Here is an 18,882-nt window from a genome sequence, read left to right as displayed (position 1 = left end):
TACCAACTTTAGCTGTCTTTGCAATTTCATCAACCGTTGTGTTACGGACACCACGCGTAGAGAACAGTATTGTGGCAGATTGAATGATTTTCATTTTTTTATTTTCTTTTTCTAATTTGATCATTGTCTACACCCTATCCTTGAAATATTTAGCGAAGTTTTCTGTCTTTACATTCTGTATTAGTTCATTTCTAATTTTGTAAATCCTAATAGAAAGTCCTCTATTTGCTTCTTATAGAATAACATACACCATTCTTATTTCTAGTATATAACTATAATAGAATGCAACTGTATCACTTAGGATGAAAATGAAAGTTTAAGGTAATAATTTTTTAATCGGACGATGAGAATTCAAGTGAAAGGGGACAGTGATTTCTTTCTTGAATGAATTATTTGATTTTTTATTCAATTCATTTTATTATATAAACATGACTAAAAGATGTTTTTAGTCGGATTTTTTTACGGAAAACCGACTGATATTTGATTTTAGTCGGTTTCTATACTATTTGAGAGAAGGTAGACACTATGTGTGGAATTGCAGGGTGGATAGACTGGTCTAAAGACCTGTCTAATGAACAAGAAACGTTAAAAAAAATGACAGATGCTATCATTCACCGAGGACCTGACGCAGAGGGGCATTGGTTTTCAAAACGAGCGGCATTAGGTCATCGACGTCTCATCGTCATTGATCCTGAAGGTGGCCTTCAACCTATGCTGTATAAAGATGGAAATAATACGATTGGCCTTACGTTCAATGGAGAAATTTATAACTATCAAGAATTACGTAAAGAACTTGAGGAGAAAGGTCATGAATTTCAGACCAAGTCGGATACAGAGGTATTACTACACGCTTACTTAGAATGGCAAGAAGATTGTGTTCAACACTTAAATGGGATTTTTGCTTTTGGTATTTGGGATGAAAGATTTGGGAAATTGATGCTTGGTCGTGATCATCTAGGTGTGAAGCCTTTATTTTTTGCTCAAAGGGGAAGTGCAGTTCTCTTTGGTTCAGAGTTAAAAGTTTTACTTTCACATCCACTTGTAGATGCAGAGGTAGATAAAGAGGGACTTTCTGAAATTTTCTGTCTTGGACCAACACGTACTCCTGGTCATGCTATTTTCAAGGATATACATGAAGTGCGTGCTGGCCATTATATGACGTTTACCTCTAATGGTTCGAATACGACACAATATTGGAAACTTGAAAGTAAAAAACATGTAGATGATATTGATACAACAGTCGAGACAATCCGCTCCATTTTACAAGATACGGTTAAACGTCAGTTAATTGCTGATAAACCAGTGGTATCTATGCTTTCCGGAGGTTTAGATTCCAGTGGTTTAACAGGTTTAGCAGGAAATGAATTTGGGAATAAAGGGGAACGCCTTCATACATATTCCCTGAATTTCATCAATGATGAAAAGGACTTTGAGCAAGACTTCCTTCGTTTTGATCGTGATGAACCTTGGGTGAAACGTGTGGCTGAATATGTAGGAACAAAGCATCATTCTATAGAGTTAGGATCAGATAGTTTAATAGAGTATTTATTAACTCCAATGCGAGCGCGTGATCTACCTGGAGTTGGAGAACTAGAAACGTCTCTTTATTTGCTATTTAAGGAAATGAAGAAAGACGCAACAGTTGCCCTTTCAGGCGAATCCGCAGATGAAGTATTCTCAGGGTATCCATGGTTCCATCAAGAGAAGTTTCTAGATGCAGAGATATTCCCTTGGAGTGTTAATTTATGGTATAGTACAGAAATTTTATCAGAGGATTTTAAAGCGAAGATTAGCCCTGAAAAATATCAAAAACAAAAATTTGAAGATGCGGTTGCTGAGGTTCCCTTTTTAGAAGGTGAAAGTGATCTGCAAATGAAGCAACGTCAAATGTCTTACATGTTTATTACTCGTTTCTTGCCATTTATGTTAGAACGAAAAGATCGCACAAGTATGATGAATGGCTTTGAAGTACGAGTTCCATTTTGCGACTACCGGCTTGTAGAATACTTATGGAATGTCCCATTCGAAATGAAAAGCATAGACAATATTGAAAAAGGTATTTTACGTCGAGCTTTTGAAAATGTACTTCCAGAAGATGTACGTTATCGCAAAAAAAGTGCATATCCAAGCACAAAGGATGCCTCTTATCTACAAGGTATTAGTGATTGGATGTTACATGTGTTGAACAATCCTGAATCACCTATCTTGCCATTAATTAATGTAGAAAGAGTTCGTGCTATTGCAGAAGGAAAAGACGAAGTAATTTCAGGTAATGATGCCCGAGGTATAATAGATTATTTACTTCAAGTTAATGGTTGGCTTCAGGAATATAATATTAAATTAGTATGGTAGATGTAATTTTCAAATAAAGAAGATAGCTGAAACATTAATGACCTAAGTGAACCGCATTCCCAATGGATTAGATAGTTATCTAATAATTGGAGATGCGGTTTTATAAAAAATAATAATATGTTTATAAATGTAAAGCCTACGGGAACTTTTCCTGTGGGCTTTTTAAGTAGTTTTTACGAAATTATGAGTGTTTTTTATTTTGTATTTCAATAAGTTTATCTGGTATCAGTTTTGTATAATATTCTTTTTCTGTTAGTTCAAATATAAATAATGCTTTTTTCCAGTTATAAACAATATCTTCTACATTGTGTTGTTTAATCTTTAATAAAAACCGACCTTTTAAATAGAATAGTTCACCTAATAGGTATAAAGTATTTAGATTAATTGCTAATTTAATGCCCTTATCAATGTATTTTATTGCCTCTTCATTTTGATATGTGAAGGCCAAAGATTTTGCTAAATTTAAAATGATTTTTAGTTTAATTTCTTTATCTCTAGGAAAATTTAACTTATTAAAATTAGATAAACATCTTCTTAATATAGTAATACTTTTTTCATATTCTTTATTTTCTCCATGAAATATAGCCATTGTCTGCATAATATCTATTTCTCTTTCTGATAAAAAATCAGAATTGGTTAAAGTTAGTTTTAATGCATAATTTAAAAGAGTTAAAGCAGTTTTGGTTGATCTATTTACCTCAAATATAGCAATTGCTTCATGCCATATTAGAAATTGTTTCTCTTCATTTGTTTGAAAGTTATTTAAGTTTTTCTCCTTTTTTACTATTTCATAAAGTTCTTTATATTGTTTTTGTTTTAAGCAATCTTTTATTACATATTTTACATTTTCTACATATTTAATTTTTTTGTTTTGAGTTAGTGCAAATATATTATTTGGATCAATACCAAGTCTTTCAGATAATTGATATAACAATATGCTAGATGGATAAATCACACCTTTTTCGATCTTGCTAATTTGACTTTGTGAACATATTCCATGACATAATTCGGATTGTGATATATTTTTGTTAATTCTAAGTTCTTTAATGGTAATACCCAAATCGTTAAATTCCATTTTTTCACCTACTATTTAGCACTGTATTAGTTAAAGAGTTTTCTCTAACTTTAATGTAATGTAAAATTAACATATTTACAATTATTATTTGTTTTAAAGGAATTACCGTTTTCATAGGATGGTGAGGCTTTTATTATGTACAAAAAAAGACACCCTAAGGGGCCTTCCTCCGACTTGAACCACGTTCATTTAGTATAAACTTATCGTATTATCCCTTTGTTATACGTGTAAATCTATGTTTAAAACGTATAGTATACAATTAAAAGAACTTTTTCAAAATTTGAGGAGTTTATCGTGAATGGTAAAGCTCTTCATAAATATATGGGTGAGAATACTGATGACGATTTCCCTTTTAAAATACATCGTAAAATATATTTTACGATGTATTTTGTTGTATGTTGGAGAGTGGAGAGTATAGGAATATTAAATAATTGTTCAGCTTTTAAGATGCCTTGAGGGAATTTAACACCTTACGCTAGCTTTGCTGCTTTCCTGGCCCCTTTAGCCTCCAGAAGGCCTAATCCAGTTATGTATTGGAGAAACGGTGAAGGAATAGAATCTTTAGTTGATAGTAAATTTTTATTTTAATGTGGAAGAAAAACAGTTTTGGCAGGTACTCAATTATATACCATATTCATTGGCAAGAGAGAGAAAAGAAGTAAAGAATCATGAATGAAAAGGTGAGAAGATACTATATTACGACAAATGAACCCTTTGTATATGTGAAGTAGAAAAAGTAAAAGATCACCTGTAAAGGGCGGTTGAAAATTGGTCTTACTATTTATTTTTTAAAGCTCTTTTTAAGAGTTCAACTATTTGTACTAGCTATTCTATAGGAGTGAGGTTTAAAGCACGAAAATAAATTTCGGTATTATATGTAATGAGTTCTTCTTTTTTATGAACAGATAAACCACTTTGTAGGATAGCTGTAATATTGAACTACTCACCACTTAACGTCCTAACGGACTGTTTGAAGTGGGAGATTCCTGCGAACACCGATGTATCCATCAGTTATCTTAGCAGGCTCTACCCGCAGTCCCTACGGTGAGAACATAAGTATCTTGTACGCTGACTCACCACACTACCTACTTTAGCTTGGTTTTCGCAATTTTGAGAAGCGTGGGGAGATAGAACGTTGAAGATTTTACGGTTGCAACGTTTTTCTGCAACCAACCTCATATCTTCAGTTTTCGAAGAGCAATCTGTACAAGTAAATGATAGCAAATATGTTGGCTTATGCCAACCGACATTCATCTCCCACCTAAAATTGGTGTTTCACACCTTCACATTTTTGAGGAAGGAGTCTTCTATCGGAAAACGATAAAACTACTATTTTATAGGAATACATTTCCGAATGATCTATTACCATCAATTTAATATTTTTCAAGTTTCCCAAAAACTGAAGTAATTACTAAAGTCTTTATAAGGAAATAGAAAGCTTTTTAATTCTTGACTAATATCTTCTAGATTCCCATATATATTATCTGCTGCTAAATTAATGTCCTCATTAAAATTATATAGCTGTTCATCTACATAACTGAATCCCTCACAGCAATTATTATGTATCAAATTAGATATAAATGGTTTTATTTTCAATACATTTTCTTCATTTAGGATAAATTTATCCCATAACAGCCCCAGTATTATTTTTACGGGTAATTTTTTATCATACGTTCCTTTTACGTTTTTTAATTTAGGTACGATGTCAACCAACTTATCATTACTAGATAGAGAAACTTCTATAATTTCAATAGAAGGGCTATCTAATGCTTCAATTGTCTGATCAGCCCAATCAATTATTTCAGTTTTTGAAAATAAACCAATTTGTAACCCTATACTCAGAACCTCAGCTATTATTTTTATATCATCCATATATACAACTCCTTAGAATTTCTGATAATTATATATCGCAGTAACCTAAATTTCAAAAGGTTGTTGCTAGTATGCAGTAACTAAAGGGATTTTTAAACCTAGGATATCTCCACATTGTTATCAAGCTAAAAAATAAAATCTCTCCTAAAACGAAAAAAAGATGAACTAAATAATAAAAAGGCTCATTTCTATTTCTTTTTTAGCTTCTATTCCTTAGTAAAAGAACTTAGTAGATGAAAAGGTTAGATTGCACAATTAATTGGGAGATAAGTACAAGTAACTTTGAATCTCTTGAACAAATACTTCTAATTTATTATATATAGAAACAGATATAACAAATTCACCCTTTCCTATGATTCTACAGAAAGAATTTTTTTATATTTGTAGGATAGTTTTAGATACAAAAACACAGGAGTTTGCAACCTATATATGACTAAATGTAAAATATATATTGCATTTATGTTGTTAATAATTTAATATATAAAATATAAGATTTATGGTGTGAAGTTATCTTTACAAGTGAGGTGTATTTAATGTCTTTAAGTAAAGTGAAGATTGCAAGGGTTGGTCAATATTGTAAATGTTACACGACATAACATTAGTATTATTGAAAGTAATAATTATAACCCTTCTTTAAAACTTTGCATTCATACAGCTAAAACACTAGATAAAAGTTTAGATAAATTATTTTGGGAGGAATTTTAAAATGGAAAAACTAAAAAAATGGTTTTCACTCAGTACACACCCAGATGAAAGAATCCAACAAATTGAAATGAAAATTTGGGCTCAATCTGGAATTATTGTCCTACTTATAGCTTTTGTTGATTTTGTAATAAGAGGAGCATATCTACACCGTCCATTTTTAGAATGGGCTGCTTCATTAGCCATTATAATTTTTTATATGATATTCTTTTTTATTAAATCGATTCTAACTGGTGTCTATGAAACGGATATTAATAATAAAGAACAATTAAACGAAAAATTAAAAGAAAAAATGAGTAATACCTTTATTTTTTGTTTTGTCGCAATAGGTGCTACCACATACAAATATAACTTACCTGAAGATTTCGTTGGATGGTTATCAGTAATAGCAAGATTTATTATACTTTTCGCTTTCCTATTTGGTATTCAATATCTTATTACAGTATTAGCATGGAAGAAATCAAATAAAATTTAATAAGTATAGACAAAAAAGCTTATCTTTTAGCACTTAATGATAAGCTTTTTATTATTTTTTCATCTTTTTTCGTTTGGGTGTACAATGAATTTCTTAGCTTGATAGCGATGGGATAGAACCACATCGCCATCAAGCGGAAAATTTATAGTACCCCAGGACAAAAATTCGTGCTAACTTGTAACAAAAAAATGTGAAATTGCCCATAGATAACTATCTTATATTAATTACATAAACTAGTGTGTGATATAATAATATAAAGATATTACATTTAAAGGGGGATTCAAATTGGTTAAAAACTTACCTTTACTAATAGTGATTTTACTACTTGGTATAAGTTCTTCTACGTTAAGTACGAATGGATACTTTTCTCCAGTTATAGAAGGGTCTTTAATGATTATAAGTATTATTTTAAACATTACTGCAGTGATAGGTTTATCACTACATGTTCTTGTATACCAACCTATGAAAAGATTTGAAACAAATTTAAAAGAAACATGTAAATAAAATAATTATATTTGAGGTAACACCCCATAGCTATCGAGCTAAAAAGTGTATCCATAAAAAGAAAAATACGCTATTCTTTCTGTAGAATCTTAGGAAAAGGATGGCGTTTTTTATTTTAGGGTGTATTTTGTTCTGTTAGCTTGATGGTGATGTGGCTGTACCCCATGCAGATCAATTTAAGAATTCAGAATTTCCCCGAAACAAAAAAATGAGGGTTTTTGTCACAAGTTAGCACAAAATTTTGTTTGGTTATTTGCTTTGTTAGGTTGATGAAGACGTGTTGCTACTCCTGTAAAGGTAGTAGAGGGTACTACAATGAGAAATTCTCTAGTATCTTATTGTGGTACCAAGCATAACTTGACAAGTAACTAATAAATTATGCCTGTTTTGTATAATTTTCGCAAAATCACTTTGACTCATTAATTATTATCATTATAAAATAATATAAGGATATATCTTACTAGCAGTTATATGTTTAGGTATATCCTTTTTGTAATTATAAGGAAGAAATTCAAGTTAAGACTGAAACAATAAGTTAGGAAAGCTAAACTGACGCAGCAGACAATGCAAAAACTGATGAAGGTCTGTCTATTGTTGAAGAAAAGAATTACTAAAAGAAAAAGGGGATAAGTTTAAAATGAATTTTAATAAATCATTTAAGGGTATCGCAATAGCAGGCTTAAGTGTTAGTTTCATGCTAGTAGGTTGTACATTAAATACATATGGACTTACACAGTCAGAGTATAGAAAAGTAGATAAGTATTATGATGCAGATAAAATGGTATCTGACCTAAAGAAATTGCACTATAGTGATGAACACATTGAAAACCAACTAAGAAACGCATTGTCTAGAATTGAGTATGAAAAGGGAAGTAAGGAAGAAGAATCAAGTAGTAAAGAAAGTAAATCAAATGTATCAGACACGGAAGGTGAAAAGAAGGTAAAGGTATCTGAAAAAGATTACCCTTATCGTTTGACTGAACTGCACTTAGAATTCCAGTATCATTTAAAAAAACTAGAAAAGAAAACTGATGAATTATTTACAGAAAAGGGTGTCTACATAGGTGAGATAGATTCTTTAATTAGTCACATTAGTTTGGATATAAACCGTTTTGAAAAAATCAAGCCACCTAAAAAGTATGAAGACTACCAATTCTTAATACAAGAAGGGGTAGAAGAGATTAGAAAACACCTAATAAAAGTAGAAGATGCAGTTAGACAGTATGATGACCGTAAGTATGAAGGTGAATATAATAAGGATAAAGCAAAAGAAATCATACAAACCGGTATGTTTGGGATAGATGATGGTGTTTCTAAATGGGAGACAGTATTTAAGGGGATAAACGAGAAATACCCTGATATAGAGCAAGAGGTAAAGGAAGAGAACCAGAAACATGCGAAAGAGGGTCATCGTGAGGATGATTTAAATGAAAAAGTTAGTGGTTCAGAAGTTGATAAATACAAAGCAGCCATCGTAGAAAATACAAATAAGATGGATGAAGTTATCAGACTGATACAAGATATTGGACATTCAGATGTAAAGGATTATGAGTCAAAGAAAAGTGAAATCCAACTGAGTTTGGATATGGCAAAAATACACGTAAGAGACATAAAATACCTTGAGGCACCTAAAGAGTTAGAAGTTGAACAAGAAAAGATAAAACAGGCAATGGATAATTACTGGGATGCTCTACGATTACTTTCAGAAGCATTAGAAGAACAAAATGATAGTAAGTTGGAACAGGCAAATAATAAAGCAGAACAGGCAATGAAACTATTTAAAAAAGCAACTGAGAGTATTAAAAGTAAAACGAACTAATCATGAAAAGGGGCATATGGCGGTAGCCCTATTGCAAATTAACAAATAAAAAAAGATAAGATCAGGGAGTAGGATCTTATCTTTTCATAAAAAAGAAAAAAACTTAAGGGGTCTTCGGACGACTTGAATTATTTTATAGTAATGCATGTTAATTAATAAAATAAACTATACAAATAATTTATTATACTTCTGTGTACTCTAGCTGATATAATGTGAAAGGTAATTATTGGCTAATTAGTAATACATATATGTTATATTAGGGGGATACATAAGTAATGTTAGATGCTATTTTTGCAGTTGTAGAAATACTCTTAGGTTTTTTCGCATTTATAATAGCTTTGTTTGCTTATCTCTTTTCAACAGGAGAAGAAAAGCGACAAGCAAAAGAGGATTTAAAGGAGCTTTCTAAAACTGCTCTCATCCCATTTGTTGTGTTTGTAATCGTAATATTATTTTTTGTTATTAAGGTGATTGATCATGATAATAAAGTTGAACAAGAACAACAAAGGTTACATGAAGAGAATTACCAACGTTACCATAATGATAGTAATTCTAATCTTGATAAAAATCTGGAACAAGATAATAAATAATATAGATAAGAACCTCGCCATTTCCATAAGATGGCGAGGTTTTTACGTATAAAGAAAAGACACCCTAAGGTGCCTTTTCTAATAGTTTTTTAGCAGAAGCAACTGCATCCGATAATGATTAATAGTATAAAGAGTACAACGAGTAAAGCAAAGCCTCCAGCAAAACCGCAGCCTTCGCCGCAACTACCACTATATCCCATAATAATAGTTCCTCCTTTAGATAAGAGAATACAACTAGGATCCATTCCACGGATTTTAATGGGTTCACTTTACCTTATGTTTTTACGTATGAATTGAGCAGGTCCTTTTGAAAATAAGCGGAAAATTATTTAATGTGTTGCCCCTGAATGTTGATAAGTACCGACGTTCGAAAGGTGCTTAAAACGTATAATCCAGAAGTAATTGTTGTAAATGGAGGGAGGCAAAATTTCTTCAAGGGAATCCTGTAATTATGACTAAAGAAGCTATTTATCAAATACATATGGAAGCTGTTAATCATTACTTACTAACTAGAAAAGAATTAAAAGATTTTATCAATGAAAAAGGACTTTCCAACAATATTTTAGTACTATCCGATGGTGAAGTATCCCACTTTCCAATATAAATACTTATGCGCTTTTTTTGATTATAAGCGTTGGTTTTCAAAATAGGGTGCTTACCAAACATGCCCATCAAGTCAAGATAATATAATACTCCCAGAACAAAAATTTTGGCGTGTTGCTCGTAATTAGTGTTTTGCGATAACTCGTTCTTGTTAGTTTGATAGTGATGGGGTGCTACCTCAAATAGATAAAATTCCATTCTTCTTTGTAGGAAACCTATAGGACTTAAATACTTTTGAATATTGAATACAAATTTAGACATGAAAAAACACGATCTATTCTTATGTTTTTATAGAAAGAATAGATCGTGTTTTTTCATTTTAGGGGGATTTTATTTTGTTAGCTTGATAGCGATGTGATCATGCCTTTTTTTAGAGTCATACTATCAGTATATCCAAGATTAGGAGATTACTTGCAAGAGTCTTGGAAGTATTGCAATCGTGCTGTGTTATAATTCTAAAGTACTAACACTTCATGTAGGAATTATAGATGTCGGTTTGACATATGAAATGTAAAATCAATCTGTTATTTTGAGGGTTCAGGCTACCATTATCTAAACTAACATTCACACTAAAAGAAGTACAAGGAGGAAGGTATATCTATTAAAATAGTGAGGTATACCAAATTAGAAATGAACATTAAATTTAATAAAAAAGTAGTAGCATTCACGGCAGGATTAACAGTATTATCTTCACCATTGGTATCGTTTGCAGAGGAACAACAATTAGTAAACAATAAGCAACCTACAAACGTTCAGGAACAAAGTAAAACAACAACAGATGAACAGGCTTTAAAAAGTATTGAAGCTAGTTTTGAAGAGGTAGACGGACGTGGTGGAGGTACTGTCGACAATAAGAAAGCAGATAGTCTTCAACGTTCAGAAGGTATTCATGAAGAAACAGGTACATTAACTGTTCCTAACAATTCAAACAGAACAAAACGTAGTCTGTCTCCCATATCACCTAGTACCTCTAGTACAATAAACGGTGTTCCATTCACTGAATGGATTGTTCCAGCAGGTAACGATAATATTCGTCCTCAAAACTACATGAGTCCAAAGTACATTACAATTCATGAGACTGATAATACAAGTGTAGGAGCAGGTGCTAGAAACCACGCTCAATACCTATATAACCAAGCAGTAGGAAACACAGACCGAGCTGCATCGTGGCATTTTACAGTAGACGATAAAGAGATTTATCAACACCTACCATTAAACGAGAACGGATGGCATGCAGGAGACGGTGATGGTCCAGGTAATAGAGAATCCATTGCAATTGAAATCGCAGTTAATAGTGACGGAAACTACAGTAAAGCGGTAGATAACGCTAAGAAACTTGTAGCTTATTTAATGAAAGAAACTGGTGTACCGTTAAATAACATTGTAAAACACCAAAAATGGAGCGGTAAAATCTGCCCTGCTAACATGATTAATAATGGTCAATGGGATGTATTCGTAAATAGCGTTGAGGGGTATTATAATAATCTTTATCAACCAAAGGATGACATTACAGGAGGGTGGTATGAAGAAGCTATTCGAGAGTTAAATAGAAGAAGTATTATGATAGGGGAAGGAAACGGAGTTTTCGCACCCAATAGAGCGATAACAAGAGCCGAATTTGCTCAATTAATCTCTAACTCTCTAAACCTGCCAGCTGGAGATGCTTCATTTAAAGACCTAAACGATGCAAATTCAACTTTACGGGATGGTATTAAACGTACTGCAAGTGCAGGTATCATTCAAGGTAGAGGAGATGGTTATTTTGACCCAAACACACCTATTACAAGAGAAGAATCAGCAATTATTGTAAACAAGGCTTTACAGTATAAAGGTATATGGGGACCAGTTGTAAACCTACCATTCTCAGATAAAGACCAAATTATATATAAAGAAGATGTACAAAGACTGTATGGCCTAGGTATTGTAAGAGGTAAGGGTGACAATCAATACGACCCTAAAGGAACAACAACTCGTGGTGAAACAGCAACATTCATTCTAAATATGCTACAAGTAATTGAAAATGGTAGTGTTGAAAAGGTAATCGGAACGGCTCAAATTAATGGCATTGGGGTAAATGTTCGAAGCGGATCAGGTACAAACTATTCTATTGTTAGAAAGACAAGTAAAGGCGAAAAAGTTACAGTATATGAAGAAAAGAATGGTTGGCTAAGAATTGGAACAGGTCAGTGGATTTATTATGACTCTAGTTATATTAACTATAACAGATTATAAAAGACTAAATAGTTAAAAGAACAGGTCATATTTGGATATATAACTTACTCTCAGGTTGTGAAGAAGAATTTCTCCACAACCTGTTTTTGTGTCTGCTCCCTTTTTACCTACCAATACTGATAAAAAGAGGAAAAGGAGAGATTCATTATGATGGATGCATCGAAAAATCACCGTGATCAGCGTGTATACAATTTAATTTACCTTATGTTTTTATGTATGAATTGAGCAGGTCCTTTTGAAAATAAGGGAAAGATCATTTAATGTGCTTCCCCTGAATGTTGTACACATTTTCTGAAAAATAAACTATTTAATTATATCGATAACGGGGTTATTTAATATAATGTATTAATCCTAACATAAGGGAGGATTAGCCATACAATTAGTTTGTTTTAAAGTAGTAAATGTACAATACTTTTTAGTTGTAGAAGGTATCGGAGATTCCTGCGCCAATTCCAGCGTTTGCTGCAGCTTTATTAATTGGTTTAGGAGTAATCCCGCTTTGTTCTTAATGTAAGGAATTCCAAACAGCTCTACCTTTCAATTGATAAACCCTTAAGCATATGAATGCTTGGGGGTTTTTTATATTAAAAAAGAAAAGACGCCATAAGGCGTCCCCACAAATAGGTAGATAAGACTTTAGTTTTCCAATCTAAAGAAATTTTGTATCAGCTCTTTGAAAGTATATCATAATATCTGATTGATTTATTATGCATTATTACATACTTTTCCCAAACCCTCTAGTTTCTATGAGATAAAATAGAATCCTAATATTACTAAAAATCAAATAAATATTTCTAAAAAAACTAATTATTTACAAGGGTAACAAAAGTGATACATTTAGGGTGCAAATTATAAAAAATATTAAAGGGGGAATAAAGAAGTATTTAAAAAGAACTATTATAAACGGTGAGCAGTTATACAGGTTATATGAACCTGAATCTTGTTAAAAAAGGATACTCATTTGAGTGTACTTTCTTTGATTTGAACCACCTTGATTTTTATAAGATGAATATTGTAGGAAAATCCCAATAGGGCTTTAGGTATCCTATCATGCAATGAAATCTTATTATTTAAATGAATTGTTTTGCTAAATTCAAAGGATTGAAAAACGTATTTAAAATTGTAATACCTTTGCAGAGATAATAAAGTTATCTAATTAAGGTACCTGTTCGTTAAAGTGAGTTTTTTAACAGATTACTATTTTAGGGTGAATTCTGTAATGGAATGATACTAGCATTTGTCTATTAGGTTTTCAGAAGGATTTAAAATCGTATATCTAAAAAATATAAACATATATATTTTAAGAGAACTGAGTTTGAAAGTATAACGATAAATGTGCTGGGTTTACTGACACATTGATAACCGAAAAAACAAACTATTCAAGACCAGTGCTATCAGATACTACAATTCTACTAGTCACGTTAATTATTTCTCACTTGTAATAGGGGGGATTGTAGTATTTTAAAATGTATCTGTTTTTATTTCCCTATATGAACTATTATATCAACGGGCTCCTTACTAAAATAATGAAGAATCATCATTTGTTTATTCTGATTTTTGAAAAAGTTTTAATAGATTCATGCTGAACAAACATACTTTTTAGAAAGAGGAGAGATTATTGATGGATAGTCAATTACTATATCAACAGCAAAAAAGAGAAAAGGCACTTGTGATTGGAGCTGGTATTGCAGGCTTACTTACTGCACGCGTGCTTTCCAGTTATTTTGAGACAGTGATAGTTGTTGAAAAAGATGAGTTAACTCAAAAACCATCTGAACGTCCAGGTACACCCCAAGACTTTCATCCTCATCGTGTATTACCACGCGGAGAAATAATTATGAACCGTTTCTTTCCTGGATATGTTGATGATTTATTAAATCTAGGGGCTCATAATGTCAAGAATGATAAAATGATTCGATTTTCTCCGTATGGGGCACTGGAACTAGTTATAGAACGAAAAGGTGCAGCGAGCAGTCGAGCATTGTTAGAATGGACAATCCGCCAACGTGTGCAAGAAATTCCTAATGTACATTTTTATTCAAAGCAAGCGGTAACAGGCCTTTTAGCTTCGTCTGATCACAAGCGTGTTATTGGAATTAATATTCAAGAACGAGACGAATTAAAAACAAAGCGAACTGTGTTAACCGATCTGGTAGTTGACACATGTGGTCGTCAATCGAAACTCAATAAATGGCTTACATCTATGGGATATGAAGTTCCAGAACCAGAACGTTTAAAGGTGAATTTTGGATATAGCACGAGATATTATAAAGTACCTTCATATATCAAAGAGAAATTGAGTGCAATTTCTGAAGGAGATCCTGCTAAAAACGTTGGTGCTGTAGGGTTATTGTATATTGAAGATAATATAGCTCAAGCGCTACTATTTGTTGCTGGAGGTACACACTATCCACCAACCCATTCAAAAGAATATGAAAAAGAACTGGATTCTTTAGTTACCCCTATGATGAGGGAGTTAATTAAAGAGTTAGAACCAATTAGTGTCCCAAGAGGATTTAGAGCGCAGGAGTCAATTCGTCAACATTTTGAACAAATGGAAAATTGGCCATCTGGATTATTAGTGTTAGGTGATGCTTTTTGTAACTTTGATCCCATTTATGGACAGGGGATGACCGTAGCTGCCATTGAAGCTGAAATGTTAGATGCTTGTTTAAAAGAACATTCTACTCATAAACCTGGATTCGAACGCAAGGTGCTGCAACGTATGCAACAGGCTATTGAGCCGGCATGGTGGCTGAGTTCAATTGCGGATTTACGTTGGAAAGGTGTTGAACATGTAGGAGTTGTTCCACTAAAAGGTGTGAAATTTGCACAGAAATATTTTGATTTATACCTTAAACAAGCTGTAAAGCAAGCAAATGAGGGTAATTCATCCATGCTCCAAAAATATATAATGATGAATGGGCTAGTTTATTCGCCACATGAAATCATTAACTCAGATGTGTTAAGGATGTTAATCAATGAAGATGAGTCTTCAGAAGAGAATGAGCTTTTGAATGAACTTGGAGAAGTAGATAAGAAACCAATGCAAGAAAGAATACATGAACTAATCCCTTCATTCACATTAGCTTTTGAGAATAGCGATCCAAATTTGTTCTCATCCATTTCAATTTCTAATGTCAAATGAGGAAAAGAAACATTGCTCTAATTAGGGCAATGTTTCTTTTATTAGATAATCAGTATTTAATCAACTACTTTTTCAATTGTTGGCATTATAGTGATTTTGGGCAGGGAGTAAGTCCAAGCAGTAGCGTATCGTTGGTTAATAAAGAATGACAGAGTGTGGTTTGAAGAAAACATGCCTCTCGTATTGCCGACAGGTTATAAAAATAGAGTGGATTGGTCGGTTCAGGATGAACAACTATTAAAAGATATTCAGCAGTTAATAATAGATTGGGATAATAACATAGAAAAGCCAGTTAGAATAACAGAGACATCAATTGCACTAAAACTATTAAATAAACAGTCTTTATATGGGATATACCGTGAGAAATATCCGAAAACAGTACAAAATGTTTCAACAGTTTTAGAAACATTTGAGCAATATTATAAAAGATGTGTAGAAAGAGCAATTAGTCTATATGGGAATTATTTTACTAGTGTTAATCAGTTACTTAAAGCTGCGCAAATTGGTTATGGGGCATATTACCAAATTAAAGGTTTTATAGATGAAAGTATTAAGTCATAAGTTTACTATGAAGATAGAATGAAAAAGGCGTTATAATAATAACTCGCTCCTTTTTAAAATAATTCTATGGAACATTATTAACTTGATTCTTGAAATCTTTTGAGTAAATGAATGATAGGAAGCCTATTAACTTAGTCTTTATATCATACAGATAAAAGTCTCAATTTTCTTTTTTCTGGTATAATTATTATGTGGAAATATTAATATATTAATATTTAAAGGAGATGCAACATGGGAAATACAATAAAATTAACACGACTCTTTTCATTATCACGTTCTATGTCAAATCATAACATTGATTATCAAGTTATAAATGGTATTCAATATAAAAATGATTTGCAAATATGTGGAATCTTTAAATATGATTACATAGATTTGAATAAGAAAAAGTTCGATGAAAATTCAGAAGAAAAATATATTCTTGGATTATTTAAAAGTGGGACTAGGGAGTATATAGAATTACCGCTTGAGCATAAATTTATAGGGGAATTTGAGTCGTTTGAATTACCATTAATAAAACCCACAGACGATTTATATCGAGAACTGTGTATTTTTTTGGAAATTAACTATTCAAAACATGGGCCTTTTAGCACAAAAGATTTTTTTAAAGCTTTACATAATGCTATACCAACAATAGCTAGTGAAAAAAATTTAGACAGAAGAGTTTGTTCATATTCGTATCCTACTACCAAAGATAATGAACAAGAAAAAATTTATTTCGATCGTTTTCTCCCTCATGGTAATAATGGAAAAAAACGTAGTTTGGAAAATAAAGCTAAAACGCATAAACTTATACCGTATGCCAATAAAGTTATTGGGGAAAGAAATATTTCTGTATGTTTTACTGACATTCCTAAAAGCATAGAAGAGGAGAAAATAAAAATGAACAGTTATAATATTTAGGGTTTTTAATCTGTTTTGATAGTGTGATTAGTGTTGAGAAATTGTTAAACATCTTGATACTGCATGATAGAATTAAATCTATTTATATGTAGTAATTTAAAAGATAGCATTTTAAGCGTTAATTATATAACCGAAGCACATTTATATAAAATGCATCTATTTTTATGCTTTTCTACAAAATAAGGGAGAGTTAGTGTAAAAACTTTTTATTATTCGTAAAATCCTTATTAATAGAATAACTCTGTTGTATGAGTTGAAAATAATAATTTATATATTTTAAAATAAGAGTCCTCCTACAATTAGGAGGACTCTTATTTTAATTACCCTAAAGTGCATTTTTATTATTGAAACCTTACAATGTATACCATAAAATGAAAGTATATTACAACTAAATATAGTATTTCATACACTTTATTGATAAAAAGCCTGTAAAAGGAAGCAGACCTTTTTAAGTCATCAAAACATGAATATTATATTATTTACAATAAAATCCTTTTTGAAGGGTGAAAAATACAATTAGTTAGTAAGTAATATAGTTAAAAGGATATAATAGATTTATTTTTAATTAAAAGAGAAATTGTATTTTAAAAAAATATTTTAAAGTTGGTACAAAAGTCTTAGTTAAAGTATTTTATAGGAGGTTATATTAATTGATATTAAATCAAGTGATTTTTGCTGGCGAGGTAATTATAACTATATTACATAAAGGATTAGATAATCAAATTAACCCGGATAGGAAGCTTTTTACTAAGGAAAAAATAGGACGATATAATCTGATTTTTAAAGAATCTATTGTCAGTGATGATTTTCTAAATAACTATAATGATGTTTTATTTATAGAAAAAGGACTTTTAAGTCCAAAACATAAGTTAAATCCTTATTCAGACCGTGCTTGTGCTTTTATGACAAGATATATTTCCAATATAAAACCTAATAAAATTATAGAAACATATGATGATAAATTTGATTTTAAAATTTCATTAAAAGATGTGCTTAGAATTAATACTTTTATAAAGAAATTTACGGGGCTTGATCTAAATTATAATCCTATTTTATATGGTGATACCATACTATATGAACATACGTATATTAAGATGAAAGGGAATGAGACTAATGGAATAAAAATAAGTGAAATAGAAAAAAACTCCACAGTAATTATAAAATTTAAAAATAAGAATGCGATAGTTTCAACTGAAGTGAAATTGTTGGATACTAACAATACAGAATTAGAGGTTAATCCTAATGTAGATTGGAGCTCTTTGGATATTGAAGTTTATATAGATAATTGTTTAGTGTACTTTCAATACGATGTCGCATTTTTAAAAAGACTGCATTTAAATATTAGTCTTCTAGATAGACCTAAAAAAGTTAAATTAAATCAATTAGATGATTTTTTTGAATTAAAAAATACTACTGTTACAGAAGAGTCTACAATTGGGACAGCAATAGATGAGTTGGAGGAGCTATTTTCTGAATCAAATTATCAAATGAGGAAAAAGCTTTTAGATGAACAAGAAAAAGAAAATATTACATTTATTAAACCAGGGGAGACTCAGAAATCCATTAAGATTATTTCAGAATATATTCAGCAACCTCAGGATGAAATATGGATTTTTGATCCGTATTTCACTGATAAGTCCAGATTTAATAAAAGTTTAGATTGGCTTAGAATTATTAATGAATGTACCTATTCGAATGCTGTAAATATTGTTTTTTTCTGCAAAAATACAGATAATGCTTATGACTCTAATACAATTAAAGGAGCAGTTGAAGAAGATACTGTATTGAAAGAGATAATGAATAATAATATGTTAAACATGAATTTTATTCAAATAAGTTCTCCGATACATGATAGATTTATACTAGGTAAGAAGGATGAAGATTATTCAGGTTTAACAATTGGGACCTCATTAAATTCAATTGATAATAATTTTTTCTGTATTAACATGTTAAATCATTCAGCAGCAAAAAAGGTTTTAACAGAACTGACCGATTATATAAATGAAGCAAATATTATAGGAAGCTGTAATGTTTAGTTAGAGTGGT

General features: G+C 31.3%; 15 protein-coding genes and 1 pseudogene. 12 read left to right on the top strand and 4 right to left on the bottom strand.

What is annotated here, in order from left to right; all coding sequences use genetic code 11:
• Positions 1–124: TetR/AcrR family transcriptional regulator (locus tag ACS2FK_RS24385; protein ID WP_438899841.1), on the bottom strand; the 124-nt coding region annotated here is incomplete at its 3' end.
• 401 nt (positions 125–525) lie between these two features.
• Between ACS2FK_RS24385 and asnB the strand changes: the two genes are divergently transcribed.
• Positions 526–2,352, top strand: coding sequence for an asparagine synthase (glutamine-hydrolyzing) (gene asnB, locus ACS2FK_RS24380; RefSeq protein ID WP_063549749.1), 1,827 nt, complete (start codon positions 526–528; stop codon positions 2,350–2,352).
• 181 nt (positions 2,353–2,533) lie between these two features.
• Here asnB and ACS2FK_RS24375 read toward each other — a convergent pair whose 3' ends face one another.
• Both ACS2FK_RS24375 and ACS2FK_RS24370 read right to left on the bottom strand, forming a co-directional pair.
• Positions 2,534–3,427: a helix-turn-helix domain-containing protein gene (locus ACS2FK_RS24375; RefSeq protein WP_063549751.1), complete on the bottom strand. Its 894-nt coding sequence runs from the start codon at positions 3,425–3,427 to the stop codon at positions 2,534–2,536.
• A 1,383-nt stretch (positions 3,428–4,810) separates the two neighbouring features.
• Entirely contained in the window at positions 4,811–5,299 is a 489-nt protein-coding gene (locus ACS2FK_RS24370; protein WP_063549753.1) for a hypothetical protein, read from the bottom strand.
• A gap of 533 nt (positions 5,300–5,832) precedes the next feature.
• Between ACS2FK_RS24370 and ACS2FK_RS24365 the strand changes: the two are divergent.
• The 5 genes and pseudogenes from ACS2FK_RS24365 (at position 5,833) to ACS2FK_RS24345 (ending at position 9,389) form a co-directional block, all read left to right on the top strand.
• Positions 5,833–6,004: pseudogene (locus ACS2FK_RS24365) on the top strand (helix-turn-helix transcriptional regulator).
• Position 6,005: 1 nt separating this feature from the next.
• Entirely contained in the window at positions 6,006–6,476 is a 471-nt protein-coding gene (locus tag ACS2FK_RS24360) for a DUF6773 family protein (protein WP_063549755.1), read from the top strand.
• Between the two features lie 285 nt (positions 6,477–6,761).
• The gene (locus ACS2FK_RS24355; RefSeq protein WP_000240398.1) at positions 6,762–6,980 is read left to right on the top strand and encodes a hypothetical protein; all 219 of its coding nucleotides are present in this window, start codon (positions 6,762–6,764) and stop codon (positions 6,978–6,980) included.
• A gap of 637 nt (positions 6,981–7,617) precedes the next feature.
• The gene (locus ACS2FK_RS24350; protein ID WP_063549757.1) at positions 7,618–8,799 is read left to right on the top strand and encodes a DUF7018 domain-containing (lipo)protein; all 1,182 of its coding nucleotides are present in this window, start codon (positions 7,618–7,620) and stop codon (positions 8,797–8,799) included.
• A gap of 275 nt (positions 8,800–9,074) precedes the next feature.
• Positions 9,075–9,389: a hypothetical protein gene (locus tag ACS2FK_RS24345; protein ID WP_043938490.1), complete on the top strand. Its 315-nt coding sequence runs from the start codon at positions 9,075–9,077 to the stop codon at positions 9,387–9,389.
• An 89-nt stretch (positions 9,390–9,478) separates the two neighbouring features.
• Here ACS2FK_RS24345 and ACS2FK_RS24340 read toward each other — a convergent pair whose 3' ends face one another.
• Entirely contained in the window at positions 9,479–9,589 is a 111-nt protein-coding gene (locus ACS2FK_RS24340) for a YjcZ family sporulation protein (RefSeq protein ID WP_000542355.1), read from the bottom strand.
• Between the two features lie 251 nt (positions 9,590–9,840).
• On the opposite strand from ACS2FK_RS24340, the gene ACS2FK_RS24335 reads away from it, so the two are divergent.
• From ACS2FK_RS24335 to ACS2FK_RS24310, 6 genes are all read left to right on the top strand, one after another.
• On the top strand, positions 9,841–9,993 hold the full coding sequence (locus ACS2FK_RS24335; protein WP_230387378.1) for a hypothetical protein: 153 nt from the start codon (positions 9,841–9,843) through the stop codon (positions 9,991–9,993).
• A gap of 629 nt (positions 9,994–10,622) precedes the next feature.
• Entirely contained in the window at positions 10,623–12,224 is a 1,602-nt protein-coding gene (locus tag ACS2FK_RS24330) for an S-layer homology domain-containing protein (protein ID WP_063550076.1), read from the top strand.
• Positions 12,225–13,845: 1,621 nt separating this feature from the next.
• Positions 13,846–15,372, top strand: a complete 1,527-nt coding sequence (locus ACS2FK_RS24325) for an FAD-dependent oxidoreductase (protein WP_063549759.1) — start codon at positions 13,846–13,848, stop codon at positions 15,370–15,372.
• A gap of 153 nt (positions 15,373–15,525) precedes the next feature.
• The gene (locus ACS2FK_RS24320) at positions 15,526–15,933 is read left to right on the top strand and encodes a hypothetical protein (protein ID WP_063549761.1); all 408 of its coding nucleotides are present in this window, start codon (positions 15,526–15,528) and stop codon (positions 15,931–15,933) included.
• Between the two features lie 231 nt (positions 15,934–16,164).
• Positions 16,165–16,836: a DUF6037 family protein gene (locus ACS2FK_RS24315; protein ID WP_063549763.1), complete on the top strand. Its 672-nt coding sequence runs from the start codon at positions 16,165–16,167 to the stop codon at positions 16,834–16,836.
• A gap of 650 nt (positions 16,837–17,486) precedes the next feature.
• Positions 17,487–18,872: a hypothetical protein gene (locus ACS2FK_RS24310; RefSeq protein ID WP_063549765.1), complete on the top strand. Its 1,386-nt coding sequence runs from the start codon at positions 17,487–17,489 to the stop codon at positions 18,870–18,872.
• Positions 18,873–18,882 lie beyond the last annotated feature (10 nt).

Source organism: Bacillus cereus group sp. BceL220, from assembly GCF_051776965.1.
Classification (GTDB): Bacteria; Bacillota; Bacilli; order Bacillales; family Bacillaceae_G; genus Bacillus_A; species Bacillus_A cereus.
The sequence above is the reverse complement of the archived record's forward strand: the minus strand, read 5'-3'. Positions and strand labels throughout refer to the sequence as shown.